This is a genomic window from Methylobacterium sp. M6A4_1b (genome assembly GCF_053345175.1).
The window spans coordinates 88,385-103,585 of sequence record NZ_JBKEZQ010000001.1 but is presented as its reverse complement, the minus strand read 5'-3'; the positions used below and the strand labels follow the sequence as shown (position 1 = coordinate 103,585).

Genomic DNA, 15,201 nt, shown 5'->3' with positions numbered 1-15,201 from the left:
CGTCCCGGGGCCGGGTGTCTCGGAGCCGGGTGTCTCGGAGCCGGATCCCCCGACGCCGGAGTCCCTGGCGTGCACACGCCTGCCGGCCCATGATCGCGACACGGGCGGCCGGTTTCGCCGGGGCTTTCCCGGTCGGGGCGGCGACAGGCGACGAGGCGCGGGCATGAACAGTCCCCTCCATCAGGACGAGACCCGCCGCTTCGCGCGGGCACAGCTGCGCGGGCAGATGCTGGACTGGCTCCTCGCCGGAACCCGGGGCGAGCGCTTCCTCGACGACATCTTCGTGGCCTTCTGCGCTCGCCTGCGCGCGGCGGGCGTGCCGGTGGCGCGGGGCACGATCCACCTGCGGACGCACCATCCGCTCTGGCTCGGCACTCGCATCCTCTGGCGCACGGGCGCGGAGAAGGCGGAGCTGCAGAACTTCGAATACGGCATCGTCGACACCGACCAGTTCAAGCTGAGCCCGGCCGCCGAGATCCTGAACGGGGCGGAACGGGTCCGCAAGCACCTGGAGGAGGCGGCGCAGCCCGAGACGGACTACGGCATCTACCGGGACCTGCGCGCGGAGGGACTGACCGACTACGTCGCCTGGCCGCTGCACTACACGCTCGGCAAGCGCCACATCGTCAGCTTCTCGGCCGACCGACCCGGCGGGTTCGATCCCGACGACCTCGACCTGCTGGCCTCGCTCCTGCCGGCCCTGTCGGTGGTGACGGAGGTCCGGCACAAGAACCGCCTGACCCGCCTACTCCTCGACACCTATGTCGGCCCGCATGCCAGCGAGATGATCCTGAACGGGGCCACCCGGCGCGGCAGCGGTGTCACCGTGGAGGCGGCGATCATGGTCATCGACCTGCGCGGATTCACCGAGATCTCCGAGATGTGGCCGCGCGACGACGTGATCTCCCTCCTGAACGACTACTTCGACGCGATCTCGCTGCCGATCGAGCGGCATGGCGGTGAGATCCTGAAGTTCATGGGCGACGGCCTGCTGGCGATCTTCCACCTCGACACGCCGGCCGCCTGCACCGCCGCGCAATCGGCCGCCGGGGAGGCGCGCGCCGCCATGCATGCGCTGAACGCGGCGCGGTCCGAGCGCGGGCAGCCGCGACTCGGCTACGGCATCGGCGTCAATGTCGGCGCGGTGATGTACGGCAATATCGGGTCGCGTTCGCGCCTGGACTTCACCATCATCGGCCCCGCGGTGAACGTGGCGGCCCGCCTGGAGGGCCTGACCAAGGTCCTCGACGTCAGCGTGCTGTTCTCGGGCGCCTTCGCGGCCCGGTCCAGCGACGGGCATCGCCTCGTGCCCCTGGGGTCCTTTCCCCTGCGCGGCGTCGGCGATCCACTGGAGGTGCTGGCCCTGCCGGACGACGAGGCCGGAGCGTGACTGCGCCGTGCCCGAAACGACGAAGGCCAGCCTCGCGGCTGGCCTCCCGAATGGTCGAAGCGGGTTCGAGGCCGCGCCTTACTCGGCGGCGGTCATCTCGGGCGAGAAGTGGCCGCACCAGTCGGCGGAGCCGACGACCGGCCACAGCCCGTGAGCGGACGGACCCGGCTGGTTCACCGGCGGGTTGAACCGGCACAGGCCCTCGTCGGCCGACGCGGCGGCGCCGTTGACCTTGTGCTCGTCGAAGAACTTGCAGCTCTCGCACTTCGCGTTCGCCATGTCCGTGATCTCCATCCTGCGCGGCCTTCGCGCCGCCTGTAGTTACGAATTAGAACAGATCCAATGTAGCAGTCAACCGCGTTCTCGGCGCCGGGTTCCCATCCGCCCGGGAAAAGGGATGCGCGTGCCGTCCGGGTGCCCGTCCTGGGCCGACCGAGCGCCGAATGGAGCGACCGTATTCCGGCCGGCCGCACTTTGGCCTATCAGCCGCCCATGTCCGCTCCGCCCGTCGCCCCCGACGACATCGCCCATGTCATCCAAATCGCCCTCGCCCCCGCCTTCCTGCTGACGGCGCTGGCGACCCTGCTCAACGTCTTCTCGACACGCCTCGGCCGCGTCGCCGACAAGGTCGATGCGGCGGCGGCGGGCCTGCGGACCGCCGATGCCCACGAGGCCGTCCGCCTGTCCCGGCAATTGTCCTATCTGCGGCGGCGCTCCTTCGTGCTCGACGCGGCCGTGGTGCTGGCCTGCACCGGTGCGGTGATGACCGGCATCGCCGTGCTGACCCTGTTCGTCGGGGCCTTGCGCGATGCCGCCACCGCCTCGATCCTGTTCGCCTGCTTCGGCGTTGCCCTGGTCTGCACCGTCGTCGCGGTCGCCGCCTTCCTCGTGGAGATCCTGATGGCCGGCCGCGGCATCCGGGACGAGGTCGACCGTCAGCAGGAGCATGCGGAGGATCGCGGCGCCCGCTGACGCGGCGCCCTGGCCGGTCAGGCTGCGGACGGAAGGCCGGCGCGCGCAGAGGTGGCCTCGATCATCCGGCCGCACCCTGCTACGCGCCTCCCCGTCGGTGAGGGATGCGGCGGAGGTCCGATGAGCGTCGAGACGGAAAAAGCGGATGTGGTCGTCATCGGGGGCGGAATGGTCGGGCTCGCCTCGGCGATCGCCCTGCGCGACCGTGGTCTCGACGTCCTGCTCTGCGACCCGGGGGAGGCGCGCGCCCGTACCTCCTTCGGCAATGCCGGCGTGGTCAGCCGGGGCTCGATCTTCCCGATGTCGAGCCCGGCCCTCTGGGCCAAGCTGCCGACCTACCTGCGCAACGCGGATCGCGGCCTTCGCCTGCGCCATGCCCACGTGGCCCGCGTCCTGCCCTGGACGACGCATTTCCTCGCCTCCGCCCGGACCGCCGCCTGGGAGCGGGCCGCCGCGTCCCTGCTGCCGCTGACCAGCGCGGCGCTGCCCGAGCATCTCGCCCTCTCGGCGCGGGCGGGCGCCGGCCACCTGCTGCGCCGCAGCGGCTGGATCAAGCTCTACCGGACCCATGCCGCCTTCGCCGGCGCCGCCCTGGAACGCGCGATCCTCGCCCGACACGGCGTGTCCTTCGAGATCCTCGACCCCGACGACATCCGCGAGGCCGAGCCGGCGCTGGTCCGGCCCTACGCCCAGGGCATGCTCCTGCCGGAGACCGGGGCGGTGAGCGATCCCGGCGGCCTTCTCGAGGCCTATGAACAGCTCTATCTCGGGCTCGGCGGTCGAACGCTGCGGATGGTGACCACCGCCCTGGAGCCCGACGGCGAGGGTTGGCGCGTCCGGCACGCGGCCGGCGCCGTTCAGGCACGCCAGATTGTGCTCGCGGCCGGCGCCGCCTCGGGGGACATCGCGCGGGGCCTCGGCTACCGCTTCGCTTTCGCCGCCGAGCGCGGCTACCATGCCCATTACGCCCTGCACCCGGACAGTCCGCCGCTGACCCGGCCGGTGCTCGACACGGGCGCCGGCTCGATCATCGCGCCGATGGGGGAGGGGCGGGTCCGCGTCCTGTCCGGGGTCGAGCTCAACGCCCGCGAGGCGCCCCCCGACTACGTCCAGATCGAGGCGGCGGCCCGGGAGGCGGCCGGAACCCTTCGCCTCGGCGCGAACCTCGACAACCGGCCCTGGATGGGCGCGCGGCCCTCGACCCCGGATGGCCTGCCGGTGATCGGCCCGGCGCCCCGGCACCGCGGGCTGATCTTCGCCTTCGGCCACGGCCATATCGGGCTGTCCACGGGGCCGATCACCGGGCGCCTGGTCGCCGATCTCGCCACCGGCGCGACGCCTGCCATCCCGGTCGCGCCCTTCGCGCCGCAGCGTCTCCTCGGCTGGCCGCGATGGAACCCGCCGCGGGCTCGCTCCGGCGCGGATTGACGCCTTCCCCCGGAGGCGCCATGCCGGTGGACCGCGTCACCCCCTCGCCCGAGGACAACGGCCCCCATGCGCCTGAGCGTTCGCCTCGACGGGGGCATGTGCCGCCGTTGGCACCTCCGGCTGATCGAACGCATCCTGCGCCGCCCCGGGCTGTCGGTCTCCCTCGACCTGTCGCCCGGACCGGGGACGTTGCCGCCCAACGCCGCGCTGCTGTTCCGGCTCGAGGCGATGCTGCGGCGGCTGCCGCGCACCGGACCGGCCCTGCGGATCGGACGCGCGGGTCTCGAGGCCCGCGCATCCCCGGGGGACGGCCGGCCCGACCTCGTCCTCGACCTCTGCGGCGATGCCGCCGGCCCGCCGGGCGTCCCGGTCTGGCGCCTCGCCTTCGACGGGGCCTGCGGTGAGGCGGCCCTGCTCGCCTCGCTGCTGGCCGGGCGCACGCCCGTGGTCAGCCTGAGCGAGGACGGGCGGATCGTGGCCTCCGGGCGGGTCGGAACCGAGGCGCGGGGGATCATGCTCACTGCCTTCGAGGATGCCCTGGTTCGGACGACCAGCCTGATCCTGGCCGCCCTCGGCGGAGCGGGGCCACGGCTCGCGCCCGACGGACTGGACGTGCCGGACCCGGCACCGACGGGCTTCACGGCGACCGCCCTCGCCGCCCGTGCCCTGCGCACCTGCACCCGGATGGCCGGCCGGCGGCTCTATGCGCTCTGCACCTGGGCGCCTCACTGGCGGGTCGGCTGGCGCCGGCTCGCCGGTCCCGACCTCATCGACCTCCAGGCTCATCCGGAAACCGGCTGGCACACCCTGCCCGACGACGGGCGCCGCTTCTACGCCGATCCCTTCCCGATCGCGGATCCCGCCGGGACGGTGCTCTTCGTGGAGGATTACAGCCACATCCTCCAGAAGGGCGTGATCTCGGCGGTACGCTTCGGGGCGGATGGCCCCCTCGGCGCGCCGGTCCCGGTGCTGGAGGCCGCCCATCACCTCTCCTATCCGTTCGTCTTCACGGAGGACGGCGCCCACTGGATGGTGCCGGAGAGCGGTGCCACCGGGACCCTCGACCTCTATCGCGCCACCGCCTTTCCCGGCGGCTGGGTCAAGGAAGCGACCCTGATCGCGGGCCTCAACCTCAGCGACCCGACCCTGCTCCGGCACGACGGCCGCTGGTGGCTGTTCGCGACGGCACGGGATGACGGCGAGCACGACGGCCCCTTCGCGGCCTGGGGCTCCTATTCCGACAGCCTGCATCTCTGGACCGCACAGGATTTCCGCGGACCCTGGACGCCGCATCCGAGGAACCCCGTGCTGATCGACATCGCCGCCGCCCGGTCCGGTGGCCGCATCGTCGCCCGCGACGGCGCCCTGTTCCGGCCGGTGCAGGATTGCCGGGACGGCTATGGCGGGGCCTTGGGCCTCGCGCGGATCCAGCGCCTCGACGAGACGGGCTACGACCAGAGTGTGGAAATGATCCTGCGATCGGGGCCGCGCTTTCCGGGTACGGGCCTGCACACGCTCAACCGGACAGCGCATTTTGAATTCATAGACGGCGCCGGACGCGTCCGCCGACGGTTCTAAAATCTGACGTATCGCAGCGACTTACGTCATCACGCAGATTTTAATCCCGCCCGAGGAACAATCAGTTTCGCCCACGCTTGTGCCACCGCTGCCGGGGGGGGCGGGGCGTCCGATCCCCGCGAGCCCGATCTCACATCGTCCCGCTCGAACGTCCGGAAGGGCCCACTCATGGCCGAGCCGCTCTCCTCCCGCACCGCCACGACGCGACGTCCCTCGGCCCGCGCCCTGCGCGGCCTGGATGCCCTGAACTTCTTCCTCGCCGACGTCCGCGACGGCCTCGGTCCCTATCTGGCGATCTACCTGATCGCCGTGCGCGGGCCCGATCAGGGCTGGAACGAGGCGACCACCGGCCTGATCATGACCATCGCGGGCATCGCCGGCCTCGTCGCGCAGACGCCGGCGGGGGCGCTGATCGACCGGACCAGCGCCAAGCGCGCCATCGTGATCGCCGCCGCCGTGGCGGTGACCGTGAGCTGCCTCGTCCTGCCCTTCATCTCGAACTTCTACGCGGTGGCCGCCACGCAGTCGGTGGCCGGCATCGCCGGGGCGATCTTCCCGCCGGCGCTGGCGGCCATCACCCTCGGTGTCGTCGGCCCGAAGATGTTCGCCAGGCGCATCGGCCGCAACGAGGGCTTCAATCACGCCGGCAACGCCGCCTCGGCGGCGATCGCGGGTGGCACCGCCTACTTCTTCGGACCGATCGTGGTATTCTGGCTGATGGCGCTGCTGGCCGTCTGCAGCGTCGGCGCCATGCTGATGGTGCCGGCCGATGCCATCGACGACGACGTCGCCCGCGGTCTCGACCAGACCGAGGCGCAGGCCCGTACCGAGGGCCAGGAGGAGCCGTCGGGCCTGACCGCGCTCCTGAAGAACAAGTACCTGCTGCTCTTCGCCGTCCTCGCGGCCCTGTTCCACCTGTCGAACGCCGCCATGCTGACGTCCGTGGGGCAGCTGCTGACGAAGCTCTCCGGCAAGGACAACGCGACCTCGCTGATCGCGATCTGCATCGTGGCCGCGCAGCTGGTGATGGTGCCGGTGGCGGTGTTCGTCGGCGCCAAGGCCGATGCGATCGGGCGCAAGCCGATCTTCCTCGCCGCCTTCGGCGTCCTGGCGGTCCGCGGCGTGCTCTACACCCTGTCCGACAACCCGTTCTGGCTCGTGGGCGTCCAGCTTCTCGACGGCGTCGGGGCGGGCATCTACGGTGCGCTCTTCCCCGTGATCGTCGCCGACCTGACCCGGGGCACCGGCCGGTTCAACGTCTCACAGGGCGCGGTCGCCACGGCACAGAGCCTCGGCGCTGCGCTCAGCGCGACGCTGGCCGGCGTGATCATCGTGTCGGCCGGCTATTCCACAGCCTTCCTGGCGCTGGCGGCGATCGCCGGCCTCGGCTTCGCCCTCTACCTCTTCGCGATGCCGGAGACGCGGGGCTTCGAGCCCGGCCGCTCGGGCGCCGATGGCGGCGGCCTGACGCCCGTCCCCGTGCCGGCGGCCTGACCGGCATGAGCGCCAGGGACGACATCCTCGCCTTCGCCCATCTCGGCGACCTGCATCTGACCACCGCGGACGCCGACAACGCCCGCGACCTCCGCGCCATCGTGGACCAGATCAACGCGATCGACGGGCTCGACTTCGTCTACGTGCCCGGCGACAACGCCGATAACGGCAAGCCCGAGCAATACGCTCTGGTGCGCTCGGCGTTCGATCGCCTGCGGCGGCCGGTCCACGTCATCACCGGCGACCACGACATGGAGGGCGGCAGCCTCGACGCCTTCTACGAAGGCCTCGGCGCGGCGCGGCTGCCCTATTCGGTCACGGTGTCCGGAACCCGCTGCCTGTTCCTCGACATGTGCGGCCCGGGCGCCGGCGGACCCGATTTCCGCCTCGGCGCCGCGCAGGTCGCCTGGCTCCGGCGCGAGGTCGATGCGGCCGAGACGGAGGGGCAGGACTGCGCCTTGTTCATGCACAGCTACCCCGCCGACCTGAAGGGAGAGGGCGAGGCCGCGGCGGTGGCCGAGCTCATTCACGGCTCGCGCATCCGCCTCGTCGAGATGGGCCATACCCATTACAACGAGCTCGCCAATGACGGCCGGACCATCTACGCGGCGACCCGTTCGACCGGGCAGATCGAGGAAGGACCGGTCGGCTACACCATCGCGGCGATCGATCGGGGGGTGGTGAGCTGGCGCTTCAAGGAACTGGCCGAGAGCTGGCCCCTCGTGGTGATCACTGCGCCGGCCGACCGGCGCCTCGCCCATGCCGAGGATCAGATCGTTTCGGGCTCCACCGAGATCCGCGCCCTGGTGCTCGGCGCCGGCCGGATCGCGGTCTGCGAATTCAGCATCGACGGCGGTCCCTGGCGTCCGATGCGGCGCGCCGAGGGCGAGCGCCGCTTCCGCGCCACCGTCGATTGGCCGGCCGGCGCCGGGCGGCTCACGGTTCGGGCACAGGATGCCGAAGGCGGGGTCGGCGAGGATCGGATCGAGCCGGCCGGCGATGCCGGCGCCCTGGTCCGTTCCAAGGGGCTGGGCAGCGACGCCGATGCCGTCGGCGCTTGGCCGGACCGGGGCATCCTCGGCACCCAGCTCGGACCGAACCGCAACGGGCGCCACTGGTGAGGCGCCGAGCCCGCCACGCCTGACCTTCTTTCCCGATCAAGGACTTCGAGCCCCATGGGTGCGCTGACGCTGAGCCCGAACCTCGTCACATGGGCGATCGCCGCCGCGGCCACGCTGGGGGTGATCACCCGACCCTTCTCATGGCCTGAGGCGATCTGGGCCGTGCTGGGTGCGGCCGCCCTCGTGGTGTTCGGCCTGTTGCCGGCCGGGACCGCCTGGGAGGGCGTCCTCAAGGGAACGGACGTCTACCTCTTCCTCGTCGGCATGATGCTGATGTCCGAGGTGGCGCGGAAGGAAGGTCTGTTCGACTGGCTCGCCGGCATCGCGGTACGGGCGGCCAAGGGGTCGGCCACCCGCCTGTTCACCCTGATCTATGCGGTGGGCACGGTGGTGACGGTGTTCCTGTCCAACGATGCCTGTGCGGTGGTGCTCACCCCGGCCGTCTACGCCGCCACCAAGGCCGCGAAGGTCGAGAATCCGCTGCCCTATCTCCTGATCTGCGCCTTCATCGCCAACGCCGCGAGCTTCGTGCTGCCGATCTCCAACCCGGCCAACCTCGTGGTCTTCGCCGAGCACATGCCCCCGCTGACCCAGTGGCTGGCGATGTTCGCGCTGCCCTCCGTACTGGCCATCGTCGCCACTTACGTCGCTTTGCGCCTGACCCAGAACGCCGTGCTGCGGGACCAGCAGGTCGCCACCGACGTCGAGGGGTCTCGCCTGTCGCGGACCGGGCTCGTCGCCGGCCTCGGCATCGTGGCCACCGGCGGCGTGCTCATCGGCGCCTCCGCGCTGGGACTCGACCTCGGCCTGCCGACCTTCGTGGCCGGCGGCCTCACCACGGCCGCCGTCCTGCTGATGAAGCGGGGCGGCCTCGTCGAGGTCGCCAAGGACGTTTCCTGGAGCGTGCTGCCGCTGGTGGCCGGCCTGTTCGTGCTCGTCGAGGCGCTGGAGAAGACCGGCGTCCTGCGCATGATCGCGGACGCCCTCGGGCAGGCGGCGTCCGCCTCCCCCGTCGAGACCGCCTGGGGCGCCGGCACCCTGATCGCGGTGCTCTGCAACCTCGTCAACAACCTGCCGGCCGGCCTCATCGCGGGCGCTGCCGTGCAGGCCGCCCACGTGCCCGACAAGGTGGCCGGCGCCGTGCTCATCGGCGTCGATATCGGCCCGAACCTGTCTGTGACGGGGTCGCTCGCCACCATCCTGTGGCTGACCGCGATCCGCCGCGAGGGCCAGGACGTGGGCTTCTGGCGCTTCCTCAAGCTCGGCCTCCTCGTCATGCCGCCGGCCCTCCTGCTGGCGCTCGCCGGTCTCCTCCTCGTCTGATCCGTCGCGTCTTCAGCCCGAAGTCCCCAGCCCCAGGTCCCCCGTGAACGCCGCACTGCTCTACCCCTTCATCCTCGTCGCGGGCGTCCTGCAGGCGCTGGGCAATTCGATGAACGCGCAGCTGCGCGGCCGGCTCGTGAATCCGTGGCTCGCCGCTTCGGTCTCGTTCCTGCCCATCGTGTTCGTGTTCGCCACCCTGTTCCTCGTCATGCCGACGCCGCTCCCCACCCTGGAGAGCCTGGGCAAGATGCCCTGGTATGCGCCTCTCGGAGGGGTCGCCGGCGCGGTGGCGGTGTTCGGCGGGCTCGCCTTCATCGACAAGGTCGGCGCGGGGCCCTTCAACGGACTGACGCTCACGGCCAACATCCTGGCTTCGCTCGCCATGGATTCCTTCGGCCTGTTCGGCCTGCAGGGTGGAGGCTTCAAGCTGATGCCCTGGCTCGGCGGCCTGCTGATGGCCGTCGGCGTGTACTTCATCGCTCGCACCACCGCCGACGACGAGGGCGGGACGGACGAGGGACACGGCCTCAACCCGAAGCTGCTCTATCCCTTCATCATCGTGGCGGGCATCCTGCAGGCCGTCGGCGTCGTCTGGAATTCCCAGCTACGCGGCGCCCTGGTGAACCCCTGGCTCGCCGCGACCGTCTCCTTCCTGCCCGTCGTGTTCGTGTTCGTGCTGGTGTTCCTCGTGCGCCCGACGCCGCTGCCGACGCGCCAGGACGTGTCCGGCGTGCGCTGGTGGATGCCGCTGGCCGGCATCACCGGCGCGGTGGCGGTGTTCGGCGGCCTGCTCTTCGTCGACAAGGTGGGGGCCGGCGCCTTCAACGGGCTCCTCATCACCGCCAACCTCCTGACCTCGGTGGCCCTCGACCATTTCGGCTGGGTCGGCATGAAGCAGGTCAAGGCCGGACCCGCCCGCCTCGGCGGCGCCGCCCTGATGGTCGCCGGCATCGTCCTCATCTCGGTGTTCTGAGGGCATCTACGTAATCGAAAACGCGAAGCTTGAGGACAAGCGGTTGCAGTCGCCGGGAAACGTTGGCTTTTTCGGCGCCCGGCGTGCTAAACCTCCGCCGATCCCGCCCGGAGCCGATCCGCGTCAAGGGTGTGTGGACAGCCTCTCGTGCCGCCCGATTGCCGTCTCCCGGTATAGTCCGGCGCGCGTCACGACCTGATCGGTCACCGGAATCCGGCGCCCGGGCCGCCCACGCGGCCGCGCCGACGGGCATCTGCGACGCCGCGCCGAGCGCGTGCGGGAGGGTTCGAGGACAGGAATGCAATGAGCGACGAGACCGACGCCCGGACCCGATCCGAAGAGCGCGCCGAGCGGGCCGAGCGGATGGCCAAGGAAGGCGCCGAGGCCATGGCCGAGCATATCGCCTCGGTGAGGGCCGTGGACGAGCGGACGGTGAAGCTGCGGGCCCTGCGCCTCGCCAAGGAGGCCGCCGACGCCGAGGCGAAGGCTGCCGCCCCACCGCCCGCGCCCAAGCGCAAGCGGTCCTGAGACGGCCCGGCGGAGGAGAAGCCATGGCATTCGATCGCTCCCGTCGACCGAGCGACCCGCGACAGGCCGCCGAGGCGGCCTTCAAGGCCGCCACCACCAAGCCCGTCGAGACGGCCAAGCCGGTCTCGGCTGTTCCGGCATCTGCGGCTTCGGCCGTGCCCGGCGCCCGCGAGATGGTGAGCCTGCGCCTCGACCGCGCCGTGCTCGAGCATTTCCAGAAGGACGGTCCCGGCTGGCAGGACCGCATCAATGCGGCGCTGAAGGCCGCCGCCGGCCTCTAGGCAGAGCGGGTCGCCGCGAGGCGGGCTCCGCCCCCGGTCCGGCGAACAGGTCTAGCCGAACCCGCCTCGCTTCAACCGCATGACCGTGCGGTCGAGGGCCCCGAGGAAGGCGGAGCGGTCGCGGGTCGAGAACGGCTTCGGCCCGCCGGTGATCGCGCCGGCCTCGCGCAGGTCCTGCATCAGGTTGCGCGTGGCCAGCGCCATGCCGATGCCGCTCTCGCTGAACGGCTTGCCGGTGGGCGCAAGCACCTCCGCCCCGGCCTTCACGCAGCGGCTGGCGAGGGGCACGTCGGACGTGATGACGATGGCGCCCGGCCGCGCCCGTTCGGCGATCCAGTCGTCGGCGGCATCGAACCCGTCGCTCACCACCACCCGTTCGATCCAGGGCTCGCGCGGCAGGGCCAGGAAGCTGTTGGCGACCACGTAGACGTGGAGCCCATAGCGTCCGGCGACGCGATAGGTCTCGTCCTTCACCGGGCAGGCATCCGCGTCGATGTAGACGGCGATGGCCCGGGATGCCGCGTCCCCGCTCATTGCGCGGCGACCACCTGCGGCGGGACGCCGGGCTCCAGCGCCTCCGCCCCGACCCGCTCCAGGGTCGAGACGCTGAGGTGTTGGCCGCGCCCCCGCAGGGCGTGCGCGCCGAGGGCACGGGCGCGAATGCCCGCGGGCAGGCGCGCGATCCGGGCCAGCAGGTCGTCGGAGACGAGGATCTCGGTGCCGAGGGGGCGGCAGAGGGATTCGATGCGCGCGGTGACGTTCACCGCATCGCCGAAATACGCGATCTTGTGCCGGTCGACACCGACTTCGGCCGTCACGATCGAGCCGCCGTGCAGGGCCGCGCGTAGGCGCGGCACGGTGCCGAACCGCGCCATCCAGGCTTCGGACTCCGCCTCCAGCCGGTCCATCACGTCGAACACGCAGGCGACGCAGCGCGCATCCTTGAGTCCGCGGGCCATCGGCCAGGTGATCATGGCCATGTCGCCGATATAGTCGTCGATCGAGCCGGCATTGCGCCGGACCGGCTCGGCGAGCGCCGCGAAGACGGCGCCGAGATAGGCCTGGGCCTTGAGGTCGCCGTGGGTCTCGGCGAAGGCGGTCGAGCCGACGACGTCGAGGAACAGGAAGATCCGCTCCTCCCGCACGGGCTGGTGGTAGCGCCCGACCAGGAAGTTCACGAACACCTCGCCGCCGATCAGATCGCGCATGCGGATGACGAAGACGAGCATCGCCGAGACCGCGAGGCAGTAGGCCAGAATCCGCGGGGTGATCCGCACGGCTTGGCTGAGGTCGTCGTCTGTCAGGCCGAGGACCCAGACCAGCAACCCGCCGAGCGCGATGCCGGCGGCGATCATCAGAACGTAGGCGAATTCGGCCGCCGGCACGTAGAACTTCGCCGGCATCCGGCGCATCCGCGCCTGGAGACCGCCGAGGATCAGGCCTCGATCGAAGGCCAGCGTCGTCCCGCCCACCGCCAGTCCGTAGGTCAGGCCGGCGAGGGGCGTCGCGCCACCGGCGAACAGCACGTTGTAGAGGAGGCCGGCTCCGCCGCAGGCGATGAGGATGAGGAGCCAGAACCAGCGGTGCTGCGGCAGCATCAGCGGGGTCCCCCGTGCGGTGCCCCGGCGGGGGCCGGCGGGGGCGATCCGGCAGGAATGGGGGAGGGTGCAGCGCTGCGCAACGGATGAGCCCCTTCGGGGATAGGCCCGAAGGCGGCGTAGCCCCTTGGCGCACCGAGCTTCGGACCTCGTCCCCATCACCGCGCCATGATGGCGCGAGTAAGGCCAAGGTGACGCAGGTCGGCGGATCGGGGACCGGTGTGGCTCCCGTGCGTTGGCTCCCCGGATCATCTGGATAGGAGCGCGGGACGGATGCGGAGCAGAACTTTCGGCGCGACGGACCGCGCGGTGCCCGTCATCGGGCAGGGCACCTGGCACCTCGATCAGGCGGACGGCGCCACCGCCGTCGCGACGCTGCGGGCGGGGCTCGACGGCGGCATGACGCATATCGACACCGCCGAGATGTACGGCGAGGCCGAGCCCCTGGTGGGCGAGGCCATCGCGGGCCGGCGCGCGGAGGTGTTCCTGGTGTCCAAGGTGGTGCCGGGCAATGCCGGCCGGACGGGCGTGGTCGCCGCCTGCGAGCGCTCGCTCGCGCGCCTCGGCACCGACCATCTCGACGCCTATCTGCTGCACTGGCCGGGCCGCTACCCGCTGGAGGACACCATCGCGGGCTTCTGCGCCCTGAAGCAGGCGGGCAAGATCCTGTCCTGGGGCGTGAGCAACTTCGACGTCGCCGATCTCGACGAGGCCCTGGCGATCGCCGGCCCGGGCCAGATCGCCTGCAACCAGGTGCTCTACCACCTGCAGGAGCGCGCCATCGAACACGCGGTGCTGCCCTGGTGCCGGCGCAACGGGGTCGCCCTGGTCGGCTATTCGCCCTTCGGCAGCGGCGACTTCCCAAAGGCCGAGAGCGCCGGAGGCCGGGTGCTCGCCCGTCTCGCGGAGGCGCACCGCACGACGGCGCGGGGCATCGCCGTCGCGTTCCTCACCCGCGACGCGGGCACCTTCACCATCCCGAAGACGGCGCGGCCGGAGCGGGCGCGGGAGAATGCGGCGGCGGGCGCGCTCACCCTGACACCGGAGGATTGCGCCGCCCTGGACGCGGCCTTCCCCCGCGGTCCGCGCCCACGGAGTCTGCCGATGCTGTAGCGGCGCGGGCGAGTTTGTGGCCAATGGCCGGGGAGATCCGGCGCGGACGATCCCGCCGGTCCCGGCGCGAGGAGTGCGAGCGATGGCGCGATGGCGGGGGGCGGCGATCCTGAGACCGGCGTTTCTCGCCCTGTGCTGGCTCGCCGGCACGCCCGTGCTGGCTGAGGAGGCCAGGCCCGACAAGCGCAACCCGCAGCAGCCCGATGGCGAGACGCTGACCATCGACGGGAAGGGCATCACCCTGACCTTCCCCGATGTCGCCAAGCTGCGCATCGGCGGCAAGCTGCAGATCGATTACGGGGCCGCCGTCATCCGTCAGGCCGGCTTTCCCGAACCGTTCCCCGAGAACGTCGCGGTGCGGCGCGCCTGGATCGAGAGCTATCTCACCCTCGACAAGACCCTGGAACTCGCCTTCCAGTATGATTTCGCCGATCCGATGCGGCCCATCAACGACGCCGCCGCTGCCTATACGGGTCTGGGGAACACCCTCCTGACGGTGGGCAACATAAAGGAGCCCTTCAGCCTCGACCAATTGACCGGCGACAACAACACCCTGTTCACGGAGCGCTCGCTGGCCGACGCCTTCGCGCCCGCCCGCAACGTCGGTTTCGCCCTCGGCCGCCATGGGGAGGACTGGACCGTGGTCGCCAGCGTCTTCGGCGGCAATGCCAATACCGGCGTCCGCGGTGAAGGCATCGCCGCCACCGGGCGCGCCACCTACGCGCCGATCCGCGAGGACGACCGCGTGCTGCACCTCGGACTCGCCGGGAGCTTCCGCGACCTGCCCCGTGACGGCCAGGGGCTGTCGCTGTCGAGCCGGTCCGAGGCCTTCCTCTACCAGCGCAACTTCGTCGATACAGGCGACATCCGCGACGCCGCGAGCGTCGGCCGCCTCGGCCTGGAGGCGGCCTATCGCGACGGCCCGTTCCTGGTCCAGGCCGAGTACATCCGCACCGGGGTGGAGCGCACCGGCGGCGCTCGGCCCGTCGGCTTTCAGGGCGGCTACATCCAGGCCAGCGTCATCCTCAACGGCAAGGGCCGGGCCTACAAGCTCGCCCCCGATTACGGCGCGACCTATGCGACCTTCTCCGGGGTGCAGGTGGCGGAGGCCGACCGGGTCTCGCGGGGCGGGATCGGCGTGTTCGAACTCGGCACCCGCTTCAGCGCCATCGACCTCGACGATGCCGGCATCCGCGGCGGCATCGAGCGCGACGTCACGGTCGGACTCAACTGGTACCCGGACCGCAACATCCGGGTCGTCGCCGACTATGTCCGCTCCCACACCAGCCCCTCGGCGGTTCAGGGTGGCCGCACCATCGACGCGGACACCTTCATCGGGCGGTTTCAGCTCTACTGGTAGGCACCGGTTCCGGGCGGTTCGAGCCCGCTGGTCGGGGTTGCG

General features: G+C 71.4%; 15 protein-coding genes. 12 read left to right on the top strand and 3 right to left on the bottom strand.

The window, feature by feature from the left end:
* Positions 1-163: 163 nt before the first annotated feature.
* Complete coding sequence (locus ACLBWX_RS00510) at positions 164-1,390, top strand: adenylate/guanylate cyclase domain-containing protein (protein ID WP_447675143.1); 1,227 nt, start codon at positions 164-166, stop codon at positions 1,388-1,390.
* A gap of 78 nt (positions 1,391-1,468) precedes the next feature.
* On the opposite strand, the gene ACLBWX_RS00505 is transcribed toward ACLBWX_RS00510, so the two are convergent.
* The gene (locus ACLBWX_RS00505; protein WP_447675142.1) at positions 1,469-1,669 is read right to left on the bottom strand and encodes a hypothetical protein; all 201 of its coding nucleotides are present in this window, start codon (positions 1,667-1,669) and stop codon (positions 1,469-1,471) included.
* Between the two features lie 213 nt (positions 1,670-1,882).
* Here ACLBWX_RS00505 and ACLBWX_RS00500 point away from each other — a divergent pair, with 213 nt between their 5' ends.
* The 9 genes from ACLBWX_RS00500 to ACLBWX_RS00460 all read left to right on the top strand — a co-directional run bounded on the left by ACLBWX_RS00500 (position 1,883) and on the right by ACLBWX_RS00460 (position 11,088).
* Positions 1,883-2,362 (top strand): DUF2721 domain-containing protein, encoded by a 480-nt coding sequence (locus ACLBWX_RS00500; protein ID WP_447675141.1) that lies wholly within the window; start codon positions 1,883-1,885, stop codon positions 2,360-2,362.
* 120 nt (positions 2,363-2,482) lie between these two features.
* Entirely contained in the window at positions 2,483-3,790 is a 1,308-nt protein-coding gene (locus ACLBWX_RS00495; RefSeq protein WP_447675140.1) for an NAD(P)/FAD-dependent oxidoreductase, read from the top strand.
* A 66-nt stretch (positions 3,791-3,856) separates the two neighbouring features.
* Positions 3,857-5,368, top strand: coding sequence for a glucosamine inositolphosphorylceramide transferase family protein (locus ACLBWX_RS00490; RefSeq protein WP_447675139.1), 1,512 nt, complete (start codon positions 3,857-3,859; stop codon positions 5,366-5,368).
* A 168-nt stretch (positions 5,369-5,536) separates the two neighbouring features.
* Entirely contained in the window at positions 5,537-6,862 is a 1,326-nt protein-coding gene (locus ACLBWX_RS00485) for an MFS transporter (protein ID WP_447675138.1), read from the top strand.
* A gap of 5 nt (positions 6,863-6,867) precedes the next feature.
* Positions 6,868-7,983 carry a metallophosphoesterase family protein gene (locus ACLBWX_RS00480; protein WP_447675137.1) on the top strand — a complete coding sequence of 372 codons (1,116 nt, stop codon included), beginning with the start codon at positions 6,868-6,870 and terminating at the stop codon, positions 7,981-7,983.
* Positions 7,984-8,037: 54 nt separating this feature from the next.
* Positions 8,038-9,306 carry an arsenic transporter gene (locus tag ACLBWX_RS00475; RefSeq protein WP_447675136.1) on the top strand — a complete coding sequence of 423 codons (1,269 nt, stop codon included), beginning with the start codon at positions 8,038-8,040 and terminating at the stop codon, positions 9,304-9,306.
* Between the two features lie 43 nt (positions 9,307-9,349).
* Positions 9,350-10,279: a DMT family transporter gene (locus tag ACLBWX_RS00470; protein ID WP_447675135.1), complete on the top strand. Its 930-nt coding sequence runs from the start codon at positions 9,350-9,352 to the stop codon at positions 10,277-10,279.
* Between the two features lie 303 nt (positions 10,280-10,582).
* On the top strand, positions 10,583-10,807 hold the full coding sequence (locus ACLBWX_RS00465) for a hypothetical protein (RefSeq protein WP_447675134.1): 225 nt from the start codon (positions 10,583-10,585) through the stop codon (positions 10,805-10,807).
* Positions 10,808-10,830: 23 nt separating this feature from the next.
* The gene (locus tag ACLBWX_RS00460; protein WP_447675133.1) at positions 10,831-11,088 is read left to right on the top strand and encodes a BrnA antitoxin family protein; all 258 of its coding nucleotides are present in this window, start codon (positions 10,831-10,833) and stop codon (positions 11,086-11,088) included.
* Between the two features lie 51 nt (positions 11,089-11,139).
* On the opposite strand, the gene ACLBWX_RS00455 is transcribed toward ACLBWX_RS00460, so the two are convergent.
* On the bottom strand, positions 11,140-11,622 hold the full coding sequence (locus tag ACLBWX_RS00455; protein ID WP_447675132.1) for a YaiI/YqxD family protein: 483 nt from the start codon (positions 11,620-11,622) through the stop codon (positions 11,140-11,142).
* A complete protein-coding gene (locus tag ACLBWX_RS00450) occupies positions 11,619-12,686 on the bottom strand; it encodes an adenylate/guanylate cyclase domain-containing protein (RefSeq protein ID WP_447675131.1) in 1,068 nt (355 codons plus the stop codon). The genes ACLBWX_RS00455 and ACLBWX_RS00450 overlap by 4 nt, the downstream gene beginning before the upstream one ends.
* 273 nt (positions 12,687-12,959) lie before the next feature.
* On the opposite strand from ACLBWX_RS00450, the gene ACLBWX_RS00445 reads away from it, so the two are divergent.
* Positions 12,960-13,799 (top strand): aldo/keto reductase, encoded by an 840-nt coding sequence (locus ACLBWX_RS00445; RefSeq protein ID WP_447675130.1) that lies wholly within the window; start codon positions 12,960-12,962, stop codon positions 13,797-13,799.
* A gap of 82 nt (positions 13,800-13,881) precedes the next feature.
* On the top strand, positions 13,882-15,159 hold the full coding sequence (locus ACLBWX_RS00440) for an OprO/OprP family phosphate-selective porin (RefSeq protein ID WP_447675129.1): 1,278 nt from the start codon (positions 13,882-13,884) through the stop codon (positions 15,157-15,159).
* The last annotated feature ends 42 nt before the right edge of the window (positions 15,160-15,201 follow it).

What these genes read in the sequence shown, in the direction of transcription:
- ACLBWX_RS00445 (WP_447675130.1), top strand. Translation starts at nt 12,960, where the DNA reads ATGCGGAGCAGAACTTTCGGCGCGACGGACCGCGCGGTGCCCGTCATC.
- ACLBWX_RS00505 (WP_447675142.1), bottom strand. Translation starts at nt 1,669, where the DNA reads ATGGCGAACGCGAAGTGCGAGAGCTGCAAGTTCTTCGACGAGCACAAG.
- ACLBWX_RS00440 (WP_447675129.1), top strand. Translation starts at nt 13,882, where the DNA reads ATGGCGCGATGGCGGGGGGCGGCGATCCTGAGACCGGCGTTTCTCGCC.
- ACLBWX_RS00475 (WP_447675136.1), top strand. Translation starts at nt 8,038, where the DNA reads ATGGGTGCGCTGACGCTGAGCCCGAACCTCGTCACATGGGCGATCGCC.
- ACLBWX_RS00500 (WP_447675141.1), top strand. Translation starts at nt 1,883, where the DNA reads ATGTCCGCTCCGCCCGTCGCCCCCGACGACATCGCCCATGTCATCCAA.
- ACLBWX_RS00450 (WP_447675131.1), bottom strand. Translation starts at nt 12,686, where the DNA reads ATGCTGCCGCAGCACCGCTGGTTCTGGCTCCTCATCCTCATCGCCTGC.
- ACLBWX_RS00465 (WP_447675134.1), top strand. Translation starts at nt 10,583, where the DNA reads ATGAGCGACGAGACCGACGCCCGGACCCGATCCGAAGAGCGCGCCGAG.
- ACLBWX_RS00485 (WP_447675138.1), top strand. Translation starts at nt 5,537, where the DNA reads ATGGCCGAGCCGCTCTCCTCCCGCACCGCCACGACGCGACGTCCCTCG.
- ACLBWX_RS00455 (WP_447675132.1), bottom strand. Translation starts at nt 11,622, where the DNA reads ATGAGCGGGGACGCGGCATCCCGGGCCATCGCCGTCTACATCGACGCG.
- ACLBWX_RS00495 (WP_447675140.1), top strand. Translation starts at nt 2,483, where the DNA reads ATGAGCGTCGAGACGGAAAAAGCGGATGTGGTCGTCATCGGGGGCGGA.
- ACLBWX_RS00490 (WP_447675139.1), top strand. Translation starts at nt 3,857, where the DNA reads ATGCGCCTGAGCGTTCGCCTCGACGGGGGCATGTGCCGCCGTTGGCAC.
- ACLBWX_RS00480 (WP_447675137.1), top strand. Translation starts at nt 6,868, where the DNA reads ATGAGCGCCAGGGACGACATCCTCGCCTTCGCCCATCTCGGCGACCTG.
- ACLBWX_RS00510 (WP_447675143.1), top strand. Translation starts at nt 164, where the DNA reads ATGAACAGTCCCCTCCATCAGGACGAGACCCGCCGCTTCGCGCGGGCA.
- ACLBWX_RS00460 (WP_447675133.1), top strand. Translation starts at nt 10,831, where the DNA reads ATGGCATTCGATCGCTCCCGTCGACCGAGCGACCCGCGACAGGCCGCC.